The sequence below is a fragment of the Streptomyces sp. NPDC059534 genome (genome assembly GCF_042743475.1).
In the GTDB taxonomy this organism is placed as follows: Bacteria; Actinomycetota; Actinomycetes; order Streptomycetales; family Streptomycetaceae; genus Streptomyces.
The window spans coordinates 80,442-100,058 of sequence record NZ_JBHWAQ010000023.1; the positions used below are offsets into that span (position 1 = coordinate 80,442).

Annotated in this window: 19 protein-coding genes; 10 read left to right on the forward strand and 9 right to left on the reverse strand. The window is 70.1% G+C overall.

Annotation, left to right across the window (positions count from 1 at the left end; all coding sequences use genetic code 11):
* The first annotated feature begins 31 nt into the window (after positions 1–31).
* Positions 32–2,284, forward strand: a complete 2,253-nt coding sequence (gene katG, locus ACFVZH_RS25870; RefSeq protein ID WP_384900728.1) for a catalase/peroxidase HPI — start codon at positions 32–34, stop codon at positions 2,282–2,284.
* Positions 2,285–2,388: 104 nt separating this feature from the next.
* Here katG and ACFVZH_RS25875 read toward each other — a convergent pair whose 3' ends face one another.
* A complete protein-coding gene (locus ACFVZH_RS25875; RefSeq protein WP_384900729.1) occupies positions 2,389–3,624 on the reverse strand; it encodes a hypothetical protein in 1,236 nt (411 codons plus the stop codon).
* Positions 3,625–3,762: 138 nt separating this feature from the next.
* Between ACFVZH_RS25875 and ACFVZH_RS25880 the strand changes: the two genes are divergently transcribed.
* A complete protein-coding gene (locus tag ACFVZH_RS25880; RefSeq protein ID WP_384900731.1) occupies positions 3,763–3,924 on the forward strand; it encodes a hypothetical protein in 162 nt (53 codons plus the stop codon).
* Between the two features lie 92 nt (positions 3,925–4,016).
* On the opposite strand, the gene ACFVZH_RS25885 is transcribed toward ACFVZH_RS25880, so the two are convergent.
* Positions 4,017–5,255 (reverse strand): MFS transporter, encoded by a 1,239-nt coding sequence (locus ACFVZH_RS25885; protein ID WP_384900733.1) that lies wholly within the window; start codon positions 5,253–5,255, stop codon positions 4,017–4,019.
* Between the two features lie 286 nt (positions 5,256–5,541).
* Here ACFVZH_RS25885 and ACFVZH_RS25890 point away from each other — a divergent pair, with 286 nt between their 5' ends.
* On the forward strand, positions 5,542–6,531 hold the full coding sequence (locus ACFVZH_RS25890; RefSeq protein WP_384900735.1) for a GlxA family transcriptional regulator: 990 nt from the start codon (positions 5,542–5,544) through the stop codon (positions 6,529–6,531).
* A 14-nt stretch (positions 6,532–6,545) separates the two neighbouring features.
* Here the strand turns inward: ACFVZH_RS25890 and ACFVZH_RS25895 are convergent, their stop codons facing one another.
* From ACFVZH_RS25895 to ACFVZH_RS25920, 6 genes are all read right to left on the reverse strand, one after another.
* Positions 6,546–6,917, reverse strand: a complete 372-nt coding sequence (locus tag ACFVZH_RS25895) for a fic family toxin-antitoxin system, toxin component (protein ID WP_384900737.1) — start codon at positions 6,915–6,917, stop codon at positions 6,546–6,548.
* Positions 6,918–6,929: 12 nt separating this feature from the next.
* Positions 6,930–7,157, reverse strand: coding sequence for a hypothetical protein (locus ACFVZH_RS25900; RefSeq protein ID WP_384900738.1), 228 nt, complete (start codon positions 7,155–7,157; stop codon positions 6,930–6,932).
* A gap of 123 nt (positions 7,158–7,280) precedes the next feature.
* On the reverse strand, positions 7,281–8,639 hold the full coding sequence (locus ACFVZH_RS25905; RefSeq protein WP_384900740.1) for a diacylglycerol/lipid kinase family protein: 1,359 nt from the start codon (positions 8,637–8,639) through the stop codon (positions 7,281–7,283).
* 270 nt (positions 8,640–8,909) lie between these two features.
* Positions 8,910–10,175 carry an NAD(P)/FAD-dependent oxidoreductase gene (locus ACFVZH_RS25910; protein WP_384900742.1) on the reverse strand — a complete coding sequence of 422 codons (1,266 nt, stop codon included), beginning with the start codon at positions 10,173–10,175 and terminating at the stop codon, positions 8,910–8,912.
* 198 nt (positions 10,176–10,373) lie between these two features.
* Positions 10,374–10,760 carry a VOC family protein gene (locus tag ACFVZH_RS25915; RefSeq protein WP_384900743.1) on the reverse strand — a complete coding sequence of 129 codons (387 nt, stop codon included), beginning with the start codon at positions 10,758–10,760 and terminating at the stop codon, positions 10,374–10,376.
* A 163-nt stretch (positions 10,761–10,923) separates the two neighbouring features.
* Positions 10,924–11,871, reverse strand: coding sequence for a nitrilase-related carbon-nitrogen hydrolase (locus tag ACFVZH_RS25920; protein ID WP_384900745.1), 948 nt, complete (start codon positions 11,869–11,871; stop codon positions 10,924–10,926).
* A 49-nt stretch (positions 11,872–11,920) separates the two neighbouring features.
* Here ACFVZH_RS25920 and ACFVZH_RS25925 point away from each other — a divergent pair, with 49 nt between their 5' ends.
* The 6 genes from ACFVZH_RS25925 to ACFVZH_RS25950 all read left to right on the forward strand — a co-directional run bounded on the left by ACFVZH_RS25925 (position 11,921) and on the right by ACFVZH_RS25950 (position 18,303).
* Entirely contained in the window at positions 11,921–12,886 is a 966-nt protein-coding gene (locus ACFVZH_RS25925) for a LysR family transcriptional regulator (protein ID WP_384900747.1), read from the forward strand.
* Between the two features lie 576 nt (positions 12,887–13,462).
* Entirely contained in the window at positions 13,463–14,614 is a 1,152-nt protein-coding gene (locus tag ACFVZH_RS25930) for a tyrosine-type recombinase/integrase (RefSeq protein ID WP_384900749.1), read from the forward strand.
* Entirely contained in the window at positions 14,611–15,675 is a 1,065-nt protein-coding gene (locus ACFVZH_RS25935) for a hypothetical protein (protein ID WP_384900751.1), read from the forward strand. Before ACFVZH_RS25930 ends, ACFVZH_RS25935 begins: the two co-directional genes overlap by 4 nt.
* Positions 15,676–15,750: 75 nt before the next feature.
* Complete coding sequence (locus tag ACFVZH_RS25940; protein WP_384900752.1) at positions 15,751–17,235, forward strand: tyrosine-type recombinase/integrase; 1,485 nt, start codon at positions 15,751–15,753, stop codon at positions 17,233–17,235.
* Entirely contained in the window at positions 17,232–17,807 is a 576-nt protein-coding gene (locus tag ACFVZH_RS25945) for a DUF6262 family protein (protein WP_384900754.1), read from the forward strand. The genes ACFVZH_RS25940 and ACFVZH_RS25945 overlap by 4 nt, the downstream gene beginning before the upstream one ends.
* 85 nt (positions 17,808–17,892) lie before the next feature.
* Positions 17,893–18,303: a hypothetical protein gene (locus ACFVZH_RS25950; protein ID WP_100566578.1), complete on the forward strand. Its 411-nt coding sequence runs from the start codon at positions 17,893–17,895 to the stop codon at positions 18,301–18,303.
* Between the two features lie 105 nt (positions 18,304–18,408).
* Here ACFVZH_RS25950 and ACFVZH_RS25955 read toward each other — a convergent pair whose 3' ends face one another.
* The gene (locus tag ACFVZH_RS25955) at positions 18,409–18,894 is read right to left on the reverse strand and encodes a hypothetical protein (RefSeq protein ID WP_384900756.1); all 486 of its coding nucleotides are present in this window, start codon (positions 18,892–18,894) and stop codon (positions 18,409–18,411) included.
* Between the two features lie 153 nt (positions 18,895–19,047).
* Between ACFVZH_RS25955 and ACFVZH_RS25960 the strand changes: the two genes are divergently transcribed.
* The gene (locus ACFVZH_RS25960; RefSeq protein ID WP_384900842.1) at positions 19,048–19,599 is read left to right on the forward strand and encodes a hypothetical protein; all 552 of its coding nucleotides are present in this window, start codon (positions 19,048–19,050) and stop codon (positions 19,597–19,599) included.
* Positions 19,600–19,617: the final 18 nt, after the last annotated feature.

Below are 19,617 nucleotides of genomic sequence, written 5' to 3' on the forward strand. Positions count from 1 at the left end.
TACGAACGCCGTGAGCGATCAGTCACCAGGCATGGCACCGCGACAGGAAGCCACCAGGCGTGGCACCGAGACAGGAAGAAGGACGGACGTGTCCGGCAGCGAAAGCGAAAACCCGGTAATCCCCTCCCCGACCCCCACGGAGACCCGCCCCAAGACGAATCAGGACTGGTGGCCGAATCAACTGGACCTTCAGGTCCTCCACCAGCATTCGCCCCAGGCCGATCCGATGGACGAGGACTTCGACTACGCGAAGGAGTTCGCGACGCTGGACGTCGACGCGCTGAAGCGGGACGTCATCGAGGTCATGACCGCGTCGCAGGAATGGTGGCCCGCCGACTACGGCCACTACGGGCCGCTCTTCATCCGGATGAGCTGGCACGCGGCGGGCACGTACCGCATCGAGGACGGCCGGGGCGGTGGCGGCTCCGGCGCCCAGCGCTTCGCCCCTCTCAACAGCTGGCCGGACAACGCGAGCCTCGACAAGGCCCGCCGGCTGCTCTGGCCGGTCAAGCAGAAGTACGGCCGGAAGATCTCCTGGGCCGACCTACTCGTCTTCGCCGGAAACTGCGCCATGGAATCGATGGGCTTCAAGACGTTCGGTTTCGGCTTCGGCCGACAGGACATCTGGGAACCCGAGGAGATCTTCTGGGGCCCCGAGGACACCTGGCTCGGCGATGAGCGCTACAGCGGCGACCGGGATCTCACCGGCCCCTTCGGCGCCGTGCAGATGGGCCTGATCTACGTCAATCCCGAGGGCCCCAACGGCAACCCGGATCCGATCGCGGCCGCCCGGGACATCCGCGAGACGTTCGCGCGCATGGCCATGAACGACGAGGAGACCACCGCGCTCATCATCGGCGGCCACACCTTCGGCAAATGCCACGGCGCCGTCGACCCCTCGTACGTCGGCCCGGAACCCGAGGCATGTCCGGTGGAGCAGCAGGGCCTCGGCTGGCGGAACACGTCCGGCAGCGGCGTCGGCGTCGACGCGGTGACCAGCGGGCTCGAGGGCGCGTGGACCACCGCGCCGACGACGTGGGACAACGGCTACCTCGACAACCTGTTCCGGTACGACTGGGAGCTGACGACGAGCCCGGCCGGCGCGCAGCAGTGGACCCCCACGGATCCCGCGGCGCAGGGCACCGTGCCCGACGCCCACGATCCGTCGAAGCGGCACGCCCCCATGATGCTGACGACCGACCTCTCGCTGAAGCTCGACCCTGTCTACGCCCCCCTCGCGAAGAGCTTCCACGAGAACCCGGACAAGCTCGCCGACACGTTCGCCCGGGCCTGGTACAAGCTCCTCCACCGCGACATGGGACCCCTCTCCCGCTATCTCGGCCCCTGGATCCCCGAGCCGCAGCTGTGGCAGGACCCCGTCCCCGACGTCGATCACCCGCTCGTCGGCGATGCCGACATCGCCGCCCTCAAGAGCACGATCCTCGGCTCGGGCCTGTCCGTCTCCCAGCTGGTCACCACCGCCTGGGCGTCGGCCGCGAGCTTCCGCGGCACCGACAAGCGCGGCGGAGCCAACGGAGCGCGGATCCGGCTCGCACCCCAGAAGGACTGGGAGGCCAACGACCTGCCGGAGATCTCCCGGACGGTGCAGACCCTCGAACAGATCCAGCAGGGCTTCAACGGCTCGTCCTCCACGGGCGCGAAGATCTCCCTCGCCGACCTCATCGTCCTGGGCGGCTGCGCGGCCGTCGAGCAGGCCGCCGCGAGCGCCGGCCACTCCCTCACCGTCCCCTTCTCCCCCGGGCGCACGGATGCCTCCCAGGAGCAGACGGACGTGGAGTCCTTCGCCGTCCTCGAACCGCGGGCGGACGCCTTCCGCAACTACCTCCGGTCCGGAGAGAAGCTCTCGCCGGAGACCCTCCTCCTGGACCGCGCCAACCTGCTCACGCTCACAGCCCCCGAGATGACGGTCCTGCTCGGCGGCATGCGTGCCCTCAAGGCCGGCTCCGCCCACTCCCCGCACGGCATCCTCACCACCCGGCCGGAGACGTTGACCAACGACTTCTTCGTCAACCTCCTCGACATGGGCACCGAATGGAAGCCGTCGGCCTCGACGGAGAACGTCTACGAAGGCCGCAACCGCGCCACGGGCCAGGTCACCTGGACCGCCACGGCCGCCGACCTCGTCTTCGGTTCGCACTCCCAGCTCCGCGCCCTCTCCGAGGTGTACGCCTCCCAGGACGCGGGCGACAAGTTCGTGCGCGACTTCGTGGCGGCCTGGGACAAGGTGATGAACCTCGACCGGTTCGACCTCGCCCGAGGGTGACGCGCCGGACGGCCGCATCGGCCTAGGAGGAGGCTAGGCGGCCGGGCACGCCCGGTGCGACGTCGATCGCACCGGGCGTGTCGTCGACCGGAAGCGGGGGTGCCTCAGCGCGACCAGAAGCGCCGCTTCTCCGGTTCCGGTGCCGGGATCGTCGGGTTCGGAGTGCGGAAGGGCAGCCCGGCCGAGCGCAGGTACTCGACCTCGCCGTGGGGACGCGTGGTGATACCGGAGGTGAGACCGGAGGTGAGATCGGTGAGGCGGTGCGTCTGGGTGGTCTCCCGCAGAAGGTCGGCCAGGAGGAGGACTTCGGCCACCGGCGCCTGGTCGCCCGCTGCCTGGAGAAGTCGACCGTCCTCGAACTGGGGCAGCTTCCCCACCATTCCGGTGGCAAGTCTCAGCACGTCACGTGCCGGACGCTGCTTGACGATCGCCGTGGCCAGGCGCCGGGTCTCCAACAGGCGGCGATGCTTCTCGAAGATTGCGTACAGTTCCACGAGATCGCTCAGCGAAGCCACGTCGACGAACGCGCGGATCTGCCGGTCCGCCGCCTCGTTGCTTCCCTGCTCGCGCAGGACGAAGACCTCATCCGCACTCCGTTGGGGCGACGCCGCCTCGCCCTGGACGCCTTCGGAACCGGCGGCCACGGCCTCGCCGCTCCGCCACCCCTCGATCTCCTTGCCCGCCGCGGCCATCATCGTCGTCACGTGCTCGTCCTCCTGCCGCATCAGACGCAGCAGGGCCTCGTGCTGCCGGACGAGGTCTTCGAGCACGGCGATGCGCTGACGGATCTCCTCCTGCTCCTCGGCCACCTCCCGCCGCTCGCGGTAGGCGTGCTCGGACATGTCACGCAGCTCCTGCTCCAGGCTCGCCAGGCGTCGGCGCTCCTCGTTCAGACCACCGCGCAGCCCGGCGAGTTCCTCCGCGGTCCGCGCCCGCTGCTCGCCGAGATCCTCGAGGGCCGCCTCCAGCCGGTACTCCCGCGCCATCAGCGGTCCCTTGCTCTGCGCCGCGGCGAACACCAGCTCGCGCCCGACGCGTACGGCGCCTTCGTCGACGGGTCGGCCCGTTCTCCCGGCGAGCAGTTCGTGCATCCGGGAGATCAGGGAGAGCTTCGGCAGCGTCTTCCCACTGAGGCAGCGCGAGAGCTGGAACTCGCTGACGGGCTCGCCGGGCTTCAGCTCGGTGAGTGCGGGCGCGAGCTCCTTCGAGGTCATCTCCAGCCGCGCATGCAGCTCCCGCAGGTAGAGAGCGACCTTCTCCTCATCCGCTTCGAGTCCGCTCAGCTTCGCCAACCCACGTGGACGGCTGCGCACTTCGTCCGAGCGCGGCTTCTCCAGCACGGCGCCTCCTTGTTCCTGACGTTCCACCCGCTCCTGAGTGACGAACAGCCTCTCAAATTGCGGAGTGTCGCAACTTCCGGTCGTGGCGATTCCCTGTTCTCAGCCGGTCACCCGACCGTCGACCAGAACGGAGCACGCATGCCTTCCACGACCCACAAGACGACCACGACTCCCCCGCCGTTCCTCGAGATCCGGTGCCGAGGGGTCCGCCTCGTCATGCACCACGTCCCGTACCGGCTGATCACGCTGGTCTCCACGGCGGCGGGAGTCGCCGCCGGGGGGATCTGGCTCCAGAAGTAGACGCCCGCCGCCCACCGGCCCGGCCGCCAAAGCCCCTTCGGGGGGGCGGCCGGGCCGGTGGGGCGTTCGCGTCCTGGCGTCGGCGAGGGCGCTCAGGCGGCGGGCGGGGGTTCGGTGGTGGGGGCGGCGCGGCGCAGCGTGCGGATGGCCGGGGTCGTGAGGAGTGCGGCGCAGCCCGCGAGGCAGGCGGCGGCCGAGATCAGGAGCAGGCGGTCGGGGGAGGCGAGGGCGGTGGCGGGGCCGGCCAGGATCTGGCCGAGGGCGATGCCGGAGACGGACCCGGCCAGCTCGTACGCGCTGACGCGGTTGAGGACGACGGGTGGGGTGTGGGTCTGGACGCTCGTGGCCCACATGACCGACCAGAACGCGAGGGCGCCGCCGCCGAGGGCGTGGCCCGCGAGCAGCCAGGGCAGTCCGGCGCCGAGGGCGACGCAGAGCGGAAGGGCGGTGTACAGGGCCATGGCGAGGGCGCCGGCGGCCAGCGGACGGGCCGGGCGCAGCCTCAGGGCGAGCAGGCCGCCGAGGACCGTGCCGACGCCGAGGAAGGAGACGGCCAGGCCATAGGCGTTCGGGCCGAGTCGGGCGCCGATCAGCGCCGAGCTGAGCGGTACGAGCGGGCCGAAGAGGAGTACGCCGTAGACCACCCAGATGAGGATGACCGCCCACATCCAGGTGCGGGCCCGGAACTCGTGCCAGCCCTGGCGAAGGTCGCGGCCGAGCGAACGGCCACCGGACGTCGAGGAGTCGGCTTCGGCCGGGGTCTCCGTGGGCGCGCCGGAGGGGGCGAGGCGGATCAGCGCGAGACAGAGGGCGCTGAGCAGGAAGGTTCCGGCGTCGATGGCGTAGACGGTGCCGGCGCTGGTCAGCGTGATCAGGAGGCCGGCGAGGGCCGGGCCGGTCAGGTGGGCGAGGGCGTCGGCCACCTTGAGTGTGGCGTTGGCTCGCTGGGGCTCGCGGGCGACGAGCGGGATCATCCCGTTCACGCCCGGGAGGAACATCGCCACGGCCGCGCCTGCCACGGCCGCCATGGCCACCAGCAGCCAGAACGGCGGTGGACCGGTGAAGAAGGCGGCAGCCAGTACCCCTTGGGTGAGGACACGGACGAGGTCCGCGAGAACCATCATGCGGCGCGCGCCGAACCGGTCGGCGAGCACCCCGCCGAACAGGACCAGGAGCACGAACGTGCCGGTCCACACGCCGAGGACGAGGCCGGCCCCGGTGATCCCGTAGAGCGCGCCGACCGCGAGCACGGCGGCCACCGGCATCATCGCGTCGCCGACGAGCGAGACCGTGCGGGCGGTGAAGTAGAGCGTGAAGCGTCGGTCCCACAAGGGGGGCCGTGCGGGCGCGCCTTCCGTCGTCGGTGGGTCGGTGGGCCCGTTCGCCGAAGGTGGGTCGGTGGGATCGGCCGCGCGTGGTCGATCGGTGAGCCCGTCCGCAAGTGGTCGGTCGGCGAGCCCGTCCGCGCGTGGCTGGTCGAGGGGCTGGTCAGGCTGTGGGCCGGTGGGTGGTGGGGGCTGGGTCTGGCTGTGCGCGTTGGTCACAGCACGCCATACTGGTCTGCACCAATCGGGCGGCCCCAGTGTCCGGAGCGACATGATGGGGTACTTTCCCGCCATGACGCTTCGTTCGCTGCCGAAGTCCGCGGCGCCGCACCGGGTGGTGGCCCTGTTGCAGCCGCAGCAGTCGACGTTCCCGCTGGCCTGCGCGGCGGAGGTGTTCGGGGACCACGGCCCGGCGATCCCCGCCCGCTACGCGTTCGAGGTCTGCGCGGAGCGACCCGGACCGGTACGGACCCAGGCGGGGTACGACATGCTCGTCGAGACGGGCCTGGAGGCGCTGGAGCGCGCGGACACCGTGGTGGTTCCCGGCCGTCAGCAGCCGGGCCGCGGCGCGATGCCGACGGCGGTGGTCGAGGCGGTCCGCGGTGCGCATGAGCGCGGTGCGCGGATCGTCGGGATCTCTTCGGGGGCGTTCGTCCTCGCGGCTGCCGGGCTCCTCGACGGTCGGCGGGCCGCGACCCACTGGGCGCAGGCCGCCGAGCTGGCCACCCGGTTCCCGCGGGTCCAGGTCGATGCCGGGGTGCTGTACGTGGACCATGGCGACGTGGCGACCAGTGCCGGATCCGCGGCCGGTGTGGACCTGTGCCTGCATCTGGTGCGTACCGACCACGGCGCCGCGTACGCGATGCGCATCGCCCGGCAGATGGTGATGCCGCCGCACCGCGAGGGCTGCCAGTTGCAGTACGCCGAACTGCCCACCTCCGGGCCGGTCGCCGACTCGCTGGCGCCGCTCCTCGAATGGCTGGGCGAGCGCCTGGACCAGCCTGTCAGCGTGGCCGACATGGCGGTCTGCTCACAGGTCTCGGCCCGCACGCTGACCCGTCGCTTCACCGAGCAGCTCGGCATCAGTCCCGGACGGTGGCTGCTGGACCGCAGACTCGCCGCGACCCGGGCGCTGCTGGAGGAGACCGACCTGCCGGTGGAGACCATCGCCCGGAGGGTCGGTCTCTCGTCGGCCGTCAACCTGCGTCGGCGCTTCCACGAGGCCCTGCGTACGACGCCCGCCGCCTACCGGCGTACCTTCCGCGCGGAAGGGGCCCGATAAGGAGCGGGGCCGGCTCAGCGCGTCCATTCCTCCAGGGCCGCCGCGACCTGCCGGACGTCGACCCGGCCTTCGGCCACGCGCTCGACGAGGTCGATCGCCCCCTCCGCCGTGACACGGACGGGGTATCCGCACGCGTGGAGGTAGGCGGCGGCCACGACCACGCCGTACAGCTCGTTGGAGTGCTCCAGCGCCGGCACGCGGACGAGCTGTTCCAGGAGGGCGGCCGCACGGTGGTGCGGATGCTCGTACACGGGGATGTCCATCACCCGGAAGGCATGCCGGGCGCGGGCGGCTTCGAGCGATCCCCAGTCGGAGATCCCCGGGTCGCCCGGGATCTCCTGCTGAGCTATGTCGAGCAGCCAGGAGAGATCGATGTGGAGGAACACGCGCGGGCCGGATCAGGCCGCGTCGGCGCCGGGCGGCACGGGACGACTGAATCGCTCCGCGAACGCCTTGCCGTGCTCGACGACGAAGGAGCGTGCGCCTTCGACGAACCTGGTCCGCGTCAGATCCGCGTCCAGCACACGGCCCGCGTAGTCCTCGGCGGGCACCTGCTTCTCCGCCGCGACGCGTTCCAGAGCCTCGTACGCCTCGTCGCTGATCTCGATACGGATTTCCCGGGCCATGGACCCACGGTAGCGGCTGGCCGCCGGGCGCGGCAGGGGCGGAACGTCACAGCCGTCGGGACGAGGGGATGTTCGGTGCGGACGTCAGGAGGAGGGGACGAGAGGGATCCGGCGCCACGGCCCTCAGGAAGGGGAGGACGAGGAGGCCGTTCGCTCGGAGCGGCCGAACGCGAGGTCGAAGATCCTTCGCCACCTCACCGGCTGCTTGATCACGGCGACGCCCGGACGGTCGCGCGGTACCAGCACCCGCAGCGCACCCGGGCGCGTCGTGCACACGACCGGCGTCGGCATCCGCAGTGCCTCGCCGTCGACGGCCACGGGGATCTCGTCCTCGTCGGCGGTCACCTCGACCCGTCGGGCGGTGAGTACGGTCAGCCCGGTGGACTGCGAACCCCGTACGGCCAGGTCGGCGGCCTGCGCGGCGTCCTCCACCCGGATCCCGAGCACGCCGAGCAGCCCGTCGTCGAGCCGGGGCCGACGGCCGCCGGCGGCGATCTCGTCGGGTGAGACGTACGGGTTGTTGCTGATCAGCAGTGCCTGCTGGGACTCGAGCGACGTGGCGTCGGCCTGTGCGTCGACACGTCGAGCCCCCTCGCCGAGCAGCAGGTCCGGCATGAGGGTCAGCGCCGTACCGGCCTTGGCGTCGCGGTACTCGGGATGTGCCACGACGTCGGCGTACACCCCGAAGGACACGGTGTTGACGAACGCCCGGTCCGCGACGAAGCCCAGGTCCACCCTGAGCTCCTCACCGTCGGTCAGCGCGTCGAGGCAGCGTGAGGGGTCGTCGCGGTCGAGACCGAGGTCCATGGCGAAGTGGTTGCGCGTGCCGGCCGACACCACGAGGAACGGCAGGTCGTTCTCGGCCGCGACCGCCGCGACCAGGGCCTGGGTGCCGTCGCCGCCCGCGACCCCGAGCAGGTCCGCACCCTCGGACACGGCCTCCCGGGCCAGCGCGGCGACATCGGCCGGCGCGGACGGGTCGAGCAGGATCACCCGCGCACCGAGCTCCTCCGCCCGCTCCACCAGCCCGAAGCGGCCGACCTTCCCTCCTCCGGACTTCGGGTTCATGATCAGCACCGGGCGCTCCGGCGGCACCGCGGCCCTCACCTTCTGCGGCCGCTCCTTGTGCGCCTTCCGCAGCGCCGCCCGCGCGCAGGCCATCGCCACGCCCCAGCACAGACACAGCACCAGCGCCGTCAGCCACAGACCTTCGTGCGTGAAGTACACCAGGACGGCGATCGGCGCCAAGACCGCCACGAGCGCCCCGAGCAGCCGCATGAGACCGCGGTGCGCCACGAGCCACCACACTCCCGCGGCTCCGAGGACCAGCCCGAGGAGCCCCGCCACGACGATCTCGAGCCCGCCCTCCCCCAGCGCGCTCACCAGGGCCACCAGCGAACCGACGGCCGCAAGCACGGCCAGCCGCGCCAGCAGCCGCGCGGCCCGGCCCCCGTCAGGACCCGCCCTGCCTGTTCTGCCCATGGGTTCCTCTCCCCGCCGTACCGACAACGAGCCCAGTCCAAGGCACCAGCCTGCCCAATCACGGCACCGGCGGCATCCCGGCGAGCCCGCGCGGATGACGGCCCCGCCGGACCGCCGCCGCACCACCGGGGCCCGGCCGGGCGCCCAGATCGACGCCTGGGAGCGGGCGCGGGAACGGCAGACCGAGAAGGACGACCCGGAAGACGAGCCGGTCGCCTACCGGCACGACCTGTCGATTCCCCCGGGTAGGCCCGGCAGCCGCGCGGGCGGTCAGCGTGCCGGCGACGCGTTTGCCCTGCGGTGCCGGAGGTTGACGGAGGCGGCCCTGGCCAGGGCCAGGGGGTTCAGGAACTGGAGGGGGCTGATGAGGCGGGAGGCGAAGAGGTGCATGTGACGGGCGGTGGCGCCGTCGCGGGTGGCCGCGGAGAACATGAGGCGTTCCATGGGGTTGAAGCGGCGGCCCTTGGCGTAGTCGGCGGCGAGGTACTGGTGGGGGGCCAGGCGGCGGCGGTGGGTGCGGGCGTAGGCGGCGAGGGAGGTGTCGAGGTCGGCGTGGCCGGTGGTGGCCGGGGCGACGGCGGTGGCGAGCCATTGGGCGGACTGGAGGGCCCAGCCGCAGCCGACGCCCCAGAGGGGGTCGCCGGTGAGGGCGGCGTCGCCGATGAGGGCGATGCCGGGTGCGGTGGGGTCGCGGCTGAGGAGGGGGTAGTTGACGGCGCCGATGATCTTCGAGACGCGTTCGGCGGAGTCGATGGGGGGTGCTTCGGGGAGGGAGCGGACGAAGGAGAGGAAGCTGCCTTCCAGGTCTTCACGGAAGGCGGGGAGGTGCTTCTTGTCGGGGAGGACGGCGAGGACGGTGACGCCGTCGTCGTTGGGGAAGGCGTAGGCCATGTCGGGTTCGAGGAACCAGGTCTGGCCTATCCCGCCGTGCAGCGGGAGGTCGCGGAAGTGCGCGAGGTAGCCGAACCGGGCGTTCTCGTACTGGCGCGTGGGGATGCCGGCGAGTTTCGCGACGGCCGAGTCCTTGCCGTCGGCGCCGACGACCAGGCGGGCGCGGATCTCGCGTTCGCCCTGGGGTGTCGAGGCGCGGACTCCCACGGTTCGTCCGGCTTCGTCGATCAGGCCGGTCACCTGGTGGCCGAGGAGCAGGTCGACGCCGGGGGTCTCGGCGGCGTGGGACCTGATGAGCGGGTCCAGGACGCTGCGCCGGATGTTGTACGCGTACGGCAGCCCGGGCCCTGTCGGCGCGGGCCGCGGCTCGATCCATCCCCAGCGGGTGTACCAGCGGGCGTCGTTGCGGACGGCTCCCGCCTTCTCCAGGGCGGGGACGAGGCCCAGTTCGTCCAGCACGGGGTAGGCGTTGGCCGTGATGGAGTGGGTGCACAGCACCTTGTACGCGGAGGGGTCCGAGCGGCGTTCCAGGAGTGCGACGCGGGCACCGCGTCGGGCCAGCAGGATCGCCGCGGCGCTGCCGGCGATGCTGGCTCCGCTGATGACGACGTCGTACTCGGATTCCGCGCTCTCAGGCTTGGTCATGCGCTGAGTGCCCCCTTCGCAGTGTGTGGTGCCTCTCGTGGGAGTCGTGCAGTGCCACAGGTGTCAGGAACATGACCTGTTGTCAAGTGTCGTCGATCGCCGGTCGGGCGGTGCGCGATCACGCCGGGCTCGCGGCACGATCGACGGGCGTACCCGATCGCTCCCGATCGGGTACGCCCAACCCCTGCCCCGGCCCGGTCAGTTCTCGACGTCCTCCGGGTACCAGCGCAGCTCGACGGTGTTGCCGTCGGGGTCCTTGACGTAGACCGACTGCGCGGAACCGCGGGCGCCCCAGCGCGGGACCGGGCCCTCCATGACGTCGAAGGTGCCGGAGTCGACGACCTCCTGCCAGTCGAGGGGGTCGACGACGAGGCAGATGTGGTCGACGTTGGACTCGCCGCGCGGGCGGGAGAACAGGTCGATGACGGTGGTCGCGTCGATACGGACGGAGGGGAACGACACCTTGCCGGCCCGCCACTCCTCGACGCGTTCGGGCGCGAGGCCGAGGAGGCCGGTGTAGAAGTCCAGCGCCTTGTCGACGTCGGTCACGTTGAGTACCAGGTGGTCGAAGGCTTTGACGCGCATGGTGAGTTCTCCAGGGTTGGTGGATACACAACTGCTCGGGCGGGCCGTGCTGGTGGGGCCCGCCCTGCCAGAGATTACTCAGTTGGTCGTACCGGTGATCCCTTGGCGTGCCCGCCACGGAATCGATCCGACGGATCACACCGCGCGCCCGAACCGCCACCGGTCAGGACGAGTTCACCGTGGTGCGGGGCGACTCGTCGACATGCAGCGTGAAGACGTCGGGGCGGGCGTAGTGACCCGTGGCGTCGAGGTCGAAGCGGGCGCGGGCCAGGTCGTCGAGGTCGAGTTCGGCGGTCAGGATGCCCTCGCCGTCGCGCAGCGGGCCGGCGAGGACGTCGCCCAGGGGGGAGACGATGACGGAGCCGCCGCCGATGAGGACGGTGTCGGGGGCGTCGCCCTGTACGGGGTGGAGGTCGGCGGGGAGGGCGTCGCGGCGCAGGTACTGGCCGGCGCTGAGGACGAAGCAGCGGCCCTCCAGGGCGATGTGACGCATGGTGGCCTGCCAGGCGTCGCGGTCGTCGACGGTGGGTGCGCACCAGAGGTCGACGCCCTTGGCGTACATGGCGGTACGCAGGAGTGGCATGTAGTTCTCCCAGCAGATCGCCGAGCCGAGGCGGGCCGTACCGGTGTCGACGACGGGGAGGGTGGAGCCGTCGCCCTGGCCCCAGAGGTAGCGCTCGGCGGCCGTGGGCATGAGCTTGCGGTGCAGGCCGAGGTAGCCGTCGGGGCCGAAGAAGAGGGCGACGCAGTAGAGGGTGCCGCCCTGACGCTCGACCGCGCCGACGACGACGTGGCAGCCGAGGTCCCGGGTGACGGCGGCGAGGGCCTCGACCTCCGGGCCGGGGACCTCGATGGCGGCGGCGTGGTAGCGCCGGAAGAGGTCGCGGCCGGCCGGTGTGCGGCTGCCGACGGTGATGCCGAAGTCCAGTCCCTTGGGATAGCCGCCGATGAACGCCTCGGGCAGCACCATGACCTCGGCGCCGCGGGCGGCGGCCTCGCGGATGAGCTCCTCGGCCCGGGCCACCGCGGCCGGGGTGTCGAAGAGGGGGGCGGCCGCCTGGACGACGGCGACGGTCATGGTGCGGCGGGGCGCGGCGGAGGTAGACGTCATGCTCCGACGCTAGAAACGACACCCTTCATCCGGCAAACTGATTCTCGCGATGATCGACATCTACGAAACCGAATTCCGGAAGGCCGACCTCAACCTGCTGGTCGTCTTCGCCGCCCTCATGCGCGAGCGCAGCGTCACCCGGGCCGCCGCCGCCCTCCATCTGAGCCAGGGCGCCACGAGCGCGGCCCTGGGGCGCCTGCGCACGCTCTTCGACGACGAGCTGTTCACCCGTACCCGCAGTGGTGTCGAGCCCACGCCGCGCGCCGTCGCACTGGCCCGCCGGGTCGAGCCGGCGCTCGGGCTGATCCACGGAGCCGTGACCGACCGGGACGACTTCGACCCGGCCACCGCCCGGCGCACCTTCACCCTGGGCATGTCCGACGACCTGGAGGCGGCCCTCCTTCCCCGCCTCCTGGAAGCCACGTCCGGGCTGCCGGGCATCCGACTGGCCGTACGCCAGGCAAGCCGCAACACCGTCGCCGACATGATCGACCGCGCCGAGATCGACCTCGGCGTGGCGGCCGCCCCCGCGCACCGCGCCGACCATCGCAGCCGAGCCCTGTTCACCTCCGACTACACTTGCCTGTTCAACCCCCGCCTCCTGCCGCTGCGGGCCCCGCTCTCCCTCGACGACTATCTGACCCACCCCCACCTGCTGATCTCCTACGACGGGCGGCGCGGCATCGTCGACGACGTCCTGGAAACCCGCGGACTCGACCGTCGGGTGATCGCCTCCACCACCCACTTCGCCGGAGCCGCCCTCCAACTCGCCACCCTGCCCGCCCTGGCCACCGTCCCCACCCACGCGGCCCTCGTCTACGCGGACCTCCTGGACCTCACGGCCACCGCCCCGCCCCTCCCCATGCCCACATACACCGTCAGCGCGATCTGGCACGCCAGCGTCGCCGACGACCCCGCCCACGCGTGGCTCCGCCGACTCGTCGACACCGCCGCCGGGCGGCGTGACCGGCGACGATCCGACGGCACGGAACCGGCGACACGGCAGCCCGACTGACACCATGGACCCGTGGGCCCACCGCAGGCAGCGGCGCTGCAAGGGCACCTGTGGACACGCTTGGCATCACTTGTCTCCCGCAGTCGAGAGGCCGTAGCGCGTCGGAGTGGATGGCCGGTCGCTGCGGGGCGGGGGCCGACGACGGCCAGGGGCGGGATCACGCCGTTGTCGGCGGACCGACGATGTCCACTGACCCTGGAACGACTCGCGATCATCGCGAATCTACGGCACCGGATCGAAGTAGAGCGTCACCGTGGAAGCGTAGCCAGGGGGCGCTGTGCGGTGACGGCCGGTGTCGCCGCCGTCATCGCTTCGGGCAATCCGGTGCCGCGCTCGCCGCTGCGGCTACGCTGCCACCTGCACAGCCGATCACGGGTAGGGCAGGGTGAGATGGTGAGCCGACCGCTGCTGTTCCTCGACGTGGACTTTACCGACCGCAGGTAGTGCCGCCCGTGATGTCCCTCTGGGCCTGTGACTTGGGCGTCATGGGCTCGTTTACCGACCGGGACCGGGACGTCTGTCATGTTCCGGAGTCGGTATGGAGGACAAGTGGTACGGCACGTCGTGGTCGGGGACTTGAGGGTCCAGCGAATCGAGAGGAAGGACGGGCGGAGGTCATGGACGATCGTCTGGCCCGAGGGCACGCTGCACACGGAGGCGGACCGGTTCCTGCGTGAGCACGAGGGCTCGGGCACGCAGAAGACCTACGCGTACTACCTGGTGGATCACCTGCGGTGGCTGGAGCGTGAGTGTCTGGCCTTCGACACGGTCCAACTGCGCGACCTGGAACGGTATATGGGGATCGTCGGCGCCGAGGTCCGCATGCCGCTCGGGGAGCCGTGGCGGGTCGGCAAGCGCCTCTACAGCCGCTCGGCGCTGTCGACCGCAGCGGCCTGCTTGAAGGGCTTCTACCTGCACCAAGCCGCGCTCGGCGTAAACGGCGAACTCGGCAAGAAACTCGACAGGTCCCGGCTGCCGTCGCGGGTGGACCGCCGCCGCTCGTTCCTCGGTCATGTGAAGTCGCCACTGCCCACGAACCCGCTGGCGCCGAAGGGGCCGCACCGCCGGCACCCGAAGATGCTGCCGGACGGGGCGAGGGAGAAGCTGCTGGAGACGGTGAACGCCGCCCGTGACCGGCTGGTCGTCGACTGGCTCGCAGACGGGGGCCTGCGGATCGGCGAGCTGTGCGGGTTGCACCTGGTCGACCTGCACCTGCGGGAGAACGCTGCCTGCGGCGAGTGCCGCACGCCGCACCTGCACGTCTGCCACCGGCCCGGCAACCCGAACCGGGCCGAGGCCAAGACCAAGCACCCGTGGCAGGTCGAGCGTGGGACGGTCACCGGCGGGCTGATCAAGCGGGTCAGCCCGGCGATGGTGCACTCCTACTTCGAGTACATGACGACCGAGTACCCGCGCGGCGCTCGGCACGGCATGCTCCTGGTCCAGTTGCACGGCGCCGATACGGGCCGGCCGTGGGCCCCGGTCGGCGCCCGCCGGATGCTCGGCCGGGCAGGGAAACGCGCTGGTCTGGGGCTGGTGAAACCCCATGCCTTCCGGCACACCTTCACCTCGGCGGTTCTCGATGCCGCGGACGGCAACACCCTGATCGCCCGGGACGCGGGCGGCTGGGCCTCGGCGGCGATGGTCGACGAGGTCTACGGTCACGTCGACATCCACGATCCGGTCTTCGACGCCGCTCTGCGCATGGTCTGGGGTGAGGGCCGGTGAAGCGCCGGGATGCGTTTCTGCTGCCCTTGCTGACCGCACATCAGAACCACACCCGAATCGGCAGGGATCGCTTGGAGATCCTCACCGCGTTGACCAGCGCGCCCTCCTTCGATCCTCTTTTCCGCGACGACATCGTCCAGATCCCACCCGGGCATCAGACCTATCGGTGGTTTTGCCGGGTCACCGATTGCCAGCGCGGCAGCGGCCTCGGCGACTTCTGTCACGCCCATCGCCAGGAGTGGCTCGCGGCCGAGAAGGAAGGGGTCAGCAGGTCAGCCTTCCTCAAAACTGCTGAACCATTGAGCCAGACAACCGAGCATGACGGGAATCTGGCCTGTCTGATCTGCCCCGAGCGACCCGCGCGGGCGAGCCAGTACCGTCTCTGTAGATATCACCTGCAGAAATGGAGTCGGACGCGAGTCGGCCAAGAAGCCACACCCGACTTCGATGGGTGGGCCGCCGAGCAAAGCCCCACTCCGGGGTTCGGGACCTGCACGGTACTGGTCTGTCCTCTGCTGGCGGAGTCGCCGCTGGGGCTGTGCCAGCGACACGCTCACGCCTACCGGAGGGCGGGTTCTCCCGGCGGCGCATCCATTCCGGGCGGATCGTGGCGCGAGGGGCGAGTCGCTGTCAGCTACATCGACCACGTCCAGTTCCGTGCGTGGTGCGCCAGGGAGATCGCGGTCTCCGTGCCCGCTCAGCTGAACTTGCGCGGGCTGAGGCCGCTGACGCGAGCGGAAATCCAGTGGGGGTTGTTCACTCATACACAGCGGCCGCGTCCGGCCCGCTGGGATGTCACCGCGCTCCGCATGGTGGTGAACGCCTGCCGCGAGCAGGATGCAACCTCGATCGTCGACCTGGACCTTGCTTGCTTGACCAAGACCGCCAGCGGGATCGCGAAAGAGATCCTCCACGAGTTGCGCCTGGTCTACTTCACACCTGAGGAGGCCAAAGAGGCCGGATTCCTTGAAACGAGGCACTTCGGTATCAGTTACGAGAACCGGCTCGGGCACATCAGCCTCACCTCGATCTCTCAACGGTGGCTGCGGGACATCACGTAGGACTACTTCGCGGGACTCCTGCGCTCCCCGCGCTGCCCCAACAGCGCCCACACCCTGGACCAGATTCGTCGAGCGATGATCGAGTTGAGCGCTTTCATCGAGGCCGACGCCCCCGGCGGGGGCCACGACCCCGCAGTCCTGGCGAAGCAACACGCCGACCACTTCGTCGCAGATCAGCGACATCGCGAGCGCCACGCGCTCCCGTCTTTGGCCATGGTCCGGGTCGATGGGAAGCCGAGCATCGTCACGACCGGCACGCGATCGTTGGTCTTCAACCACACCCGCAGGATCCTCCGCAAGGCGATGGACGATGGCGCGACCGACGCCATCGGCCTGGCCAGGGAGTTCGTCATCGCGTTGCCGAACGCAGGCAGCACCGCCTACCAGAAGCGGCGACGCCCCTTCGCCGACGAGGTAGCACGCGCACTGGCCGACGAACACAATCTCGCCGAGTTCACACGCGTCCACGATCCGGATGACGAGGGCGCCCGGGACATCTGGGAGACCCTCGTGGTCACCGGACGGCGGTTGGGGGAGGTCATCGAGCTCCGCTGGAACTGCATCGGTCGGCTCAGCGGGCTCGCGATGCTCTGGCACGACCAGACCAAGGTAGGCAACTACGACGCGGCTATCCGCATCCCCGAGTCCCTCTACGCCCTCATCGCCGACCGGCAGCGCAAAACGCTCAGGCGGTTCGCCGACGAACACGGCTACACCCCCACGGGCAAGGAACGCGACGGACTTGCGCTGTTCCCCACCAGCTACCGCAGCACCGACGGAACGGTCGCGCTGAGCAGACCGTGGTTCTACAGCCGTTTCCGTCCCTGGGTCGACGCTATGGACATCGGCCATTGCGTCCCCCACCAGGCCCGCCACACCCTGGCCACCAGCCTCCTGCGTCAAGGCGCCACCCTCACCCACATCCGCCGCTACCTCGGACACGTCTCGGACCGGATGGCCGAGCACTACGTCCACCTCTCCAACACCGATCTGGAGAACGTGCTCCAGCACGTCTGGGTCGCCGGCCCCGGCACGACCGCTCCTGGGGAGCTCCTCGCAGGGGACTCAGCCGAGGCGCTCACGAAGGAGCAGGCCCTCGCCATCGCCATCGACCTCGCCCGCCGCAGCACCCCGGCCGAGGGTGGCTTCTGCACCTTCCAGCCGGTCATCGACGGCGGTGCCTGTCCCTGGAACCTCGACTGCCACAACTGCGACAAGTTCGTCCTCTCCGGCGCGGACCTCCTCTACTGGCGGCGGAAACGGGAACAGTGGCGGCAACTGGCCGAAGGCGCCTCGGACGACGCCACCGCCGACTACCTCCACCGCTACTTCGAACCGACCGCCCGCGCCATCGACGGCTTGGAGAAAGCCCTGGCCGGCCTCGGGCTGCTCGATGACGCCCTCGCCCTGGACCTGCGCAAACCGCAGGACTACTTCCACCGCGTGTGGTCCACCGCCTTCCGCGCCGCCGACCTCGCCGCCGCGGGCAGCGAAGACGAGCAGAGCGAGTACAGCGATACACGCACAACCGACAACGACCCTGATCAGGACATCGCATGAAGACCGCTGCCGTCCCAGAACCCCGCACGGCCGCCGCCCTGGCGGCCCGCCGCCACAAGACCGAGACCGCCCTCCAGCGGGTCCGCGAAGCCATCACCCGACTTCAACGCGAGAAAACCCAGGTCAGCGTCGCCGCCGTCGCCCGTCGCGCGGACGTCTCGCGCACCTTCCTCTACGACAACGCCGAGGCCCGAGCCACGATCACCAGCGCGATGGCCGAGTCCGGAAGCCGCCGGGCACAGTTGCTCGCCGACCAGAACGACGAGCGCGAGGCGACCTGGCGCGAACGTGCCCTGAACGCCGAAGAACGTCTCAAGGCCGCCCAGGCCGAGATCCTCACCCAGCGGACCCGAATTGGCGAACTCCTCGGCCAGATCCGGGACTTGGAAGCCGAGTGGACCGAGGAAGCCATCCAGCGGATCACCACTGAGAACACCACCCTCAAACAGCGGGTCCGCCAACTCACGACCGACAACCGCACCCTCGACGAGCGGCTCAAGGCCGCCCGCTCCAACCTCCGCTTCCAGGACCGGCGCGTCGCCGACCTCGAAGCCCAGATCACGGGCACCTGACAACCCGGGGATGCCGCTCAGTCCGGTCCGGTGACCAGGGGAAACCCGTGGTCACCGGACCATCCCGTATGCCAGGCTCCGGCATATGGAGCCCCACAACGAGCAGGCCGCAGGCGAGGTCCTGCGTCAACGCGGCTGGCGCAAGGCATTCACCGTCCGAGAGATGATCGACAAGTGGGCCTGGCTCGTGGACAAAGTCGAGGACGGTTACAGCGACCTGGTGGACGAATACACCAACGACCTCTACAGCCGGAACTGGCTGCATGAGGCGTGGCCGATCCTCACTGAGCGTGTGATCGTCCTATGGACCCCCCAGGTCAAAGCCCTCGACGATCGTTTCCGGGCCGCCACCGTCTTCGACGACGGCATCTCCTTGTCACAGTTCCACCGGATCAGCGGATTCGACCCCATCGACATGTGGTGGTGGCGGCGCCACCCTCGTCTACTCGTCGGCGATCTCGGCCGTTCGCTCCGCTCGGCGGGCGCTACCGACTGATCCTCGACAGGACAAGGCACGAGAACCCACCGAGCCGTGGTTGCCCCGAGTGTCTTCGTTGACTCCGCAACGGAGCCCTCTGCAAATCGCGGCCGGTGGCCGCAATCACCTGACCAGTGGCTCAGCCAAGAGTACGACGCGATCGGCCTCGATATCGAAGCCGAGTACCGGATGGCCACGATCACCCTCCGGGTCCATCAGCACCGGCTTGCCCAGGCGTCGCCCGATTTCCCGCAAGAAGTCGCAGAACACATCAAGTCGCTCTTGGCCCTGCAACTCCCGCAGATCAACATCGAAGTCGATTTCGTCATCGTCATGGAAACGGAAGATCGCCAGAACATCAACAGTCGGCCACACCCGCAGGTTCGGGCACTCAGCGTCCTCCGGGCGGGACAGCACGGTCTCCGCCCGAGGGACCGGCAGCACAGTCTCGCCTTCGGAGTACTGGCGCTGCCAACCTCTCGCCTCGACAAGATCGAGGACCGCCTGCCAGTCCTCCACCGAGGCGTCTGGGACACGCAGGTCCGGCAGAGACCCCATCAGGTCCGGGTCGAAGAAACAGCTCACGTCATCCCACAGCAGATCGGCCACACCGCCATGCTGCCCGGCTCCCTGATCCAACGCAGCCTCGTTTTCGCTTGGCCAAAGACATGGGGCCAACGTTCACTCGGACTGACTACATCATCGATCCCAACTCACCGTCACGGACATGTACTCTATGAATCGTCGCAGTTCAGAGCCGATATCCAAGCTCCTGCGGTCGGTAAAGTGGACGGGCCTCTCAACCCCTACGCGGCCAAGCCGGAAAGGCGTCCGGCCGGCTACACGACCATCCGGGTCCCCCGAGACGGCGGAGCGTCGGACGGGACCGGAGCGTTCTCGTTGCGTCGGGGGCCTTTGCGGGTCTGGCTCCACCCGGAGCATGGTCGAGAACTGCTGGGGCTCGGCTATGAGTTGTGCTGGGCCACTACGTGGATGGGGGACGCCAACCGCTGGATCGCCCCGGTAATCGGACTTCCCGAGCTTCCCTTCGTCGACTTCGGTGACGTGTTGTTTCGGGAGCGCGCCGACGGGGTGCACTGGAAGACCGCCGCGCTGGTGGATTACGCGAGCGGGCGGCCGTTCGCGTGGGTGGACGACGAACTGAGCGACTTGGACCAGGCATACGTGGCCACCCACCACCCCGCACGGGGACTTCTGCACCACGTGAACCCGCGGATCGGCCTGCGCGAGGACGACTTCGGGGCGCTTGCCGATTTCGCGCGTTCTCTGGGTACTTCCCAGGCCACCGGCTGAATCCTGATCGCGCCTTCT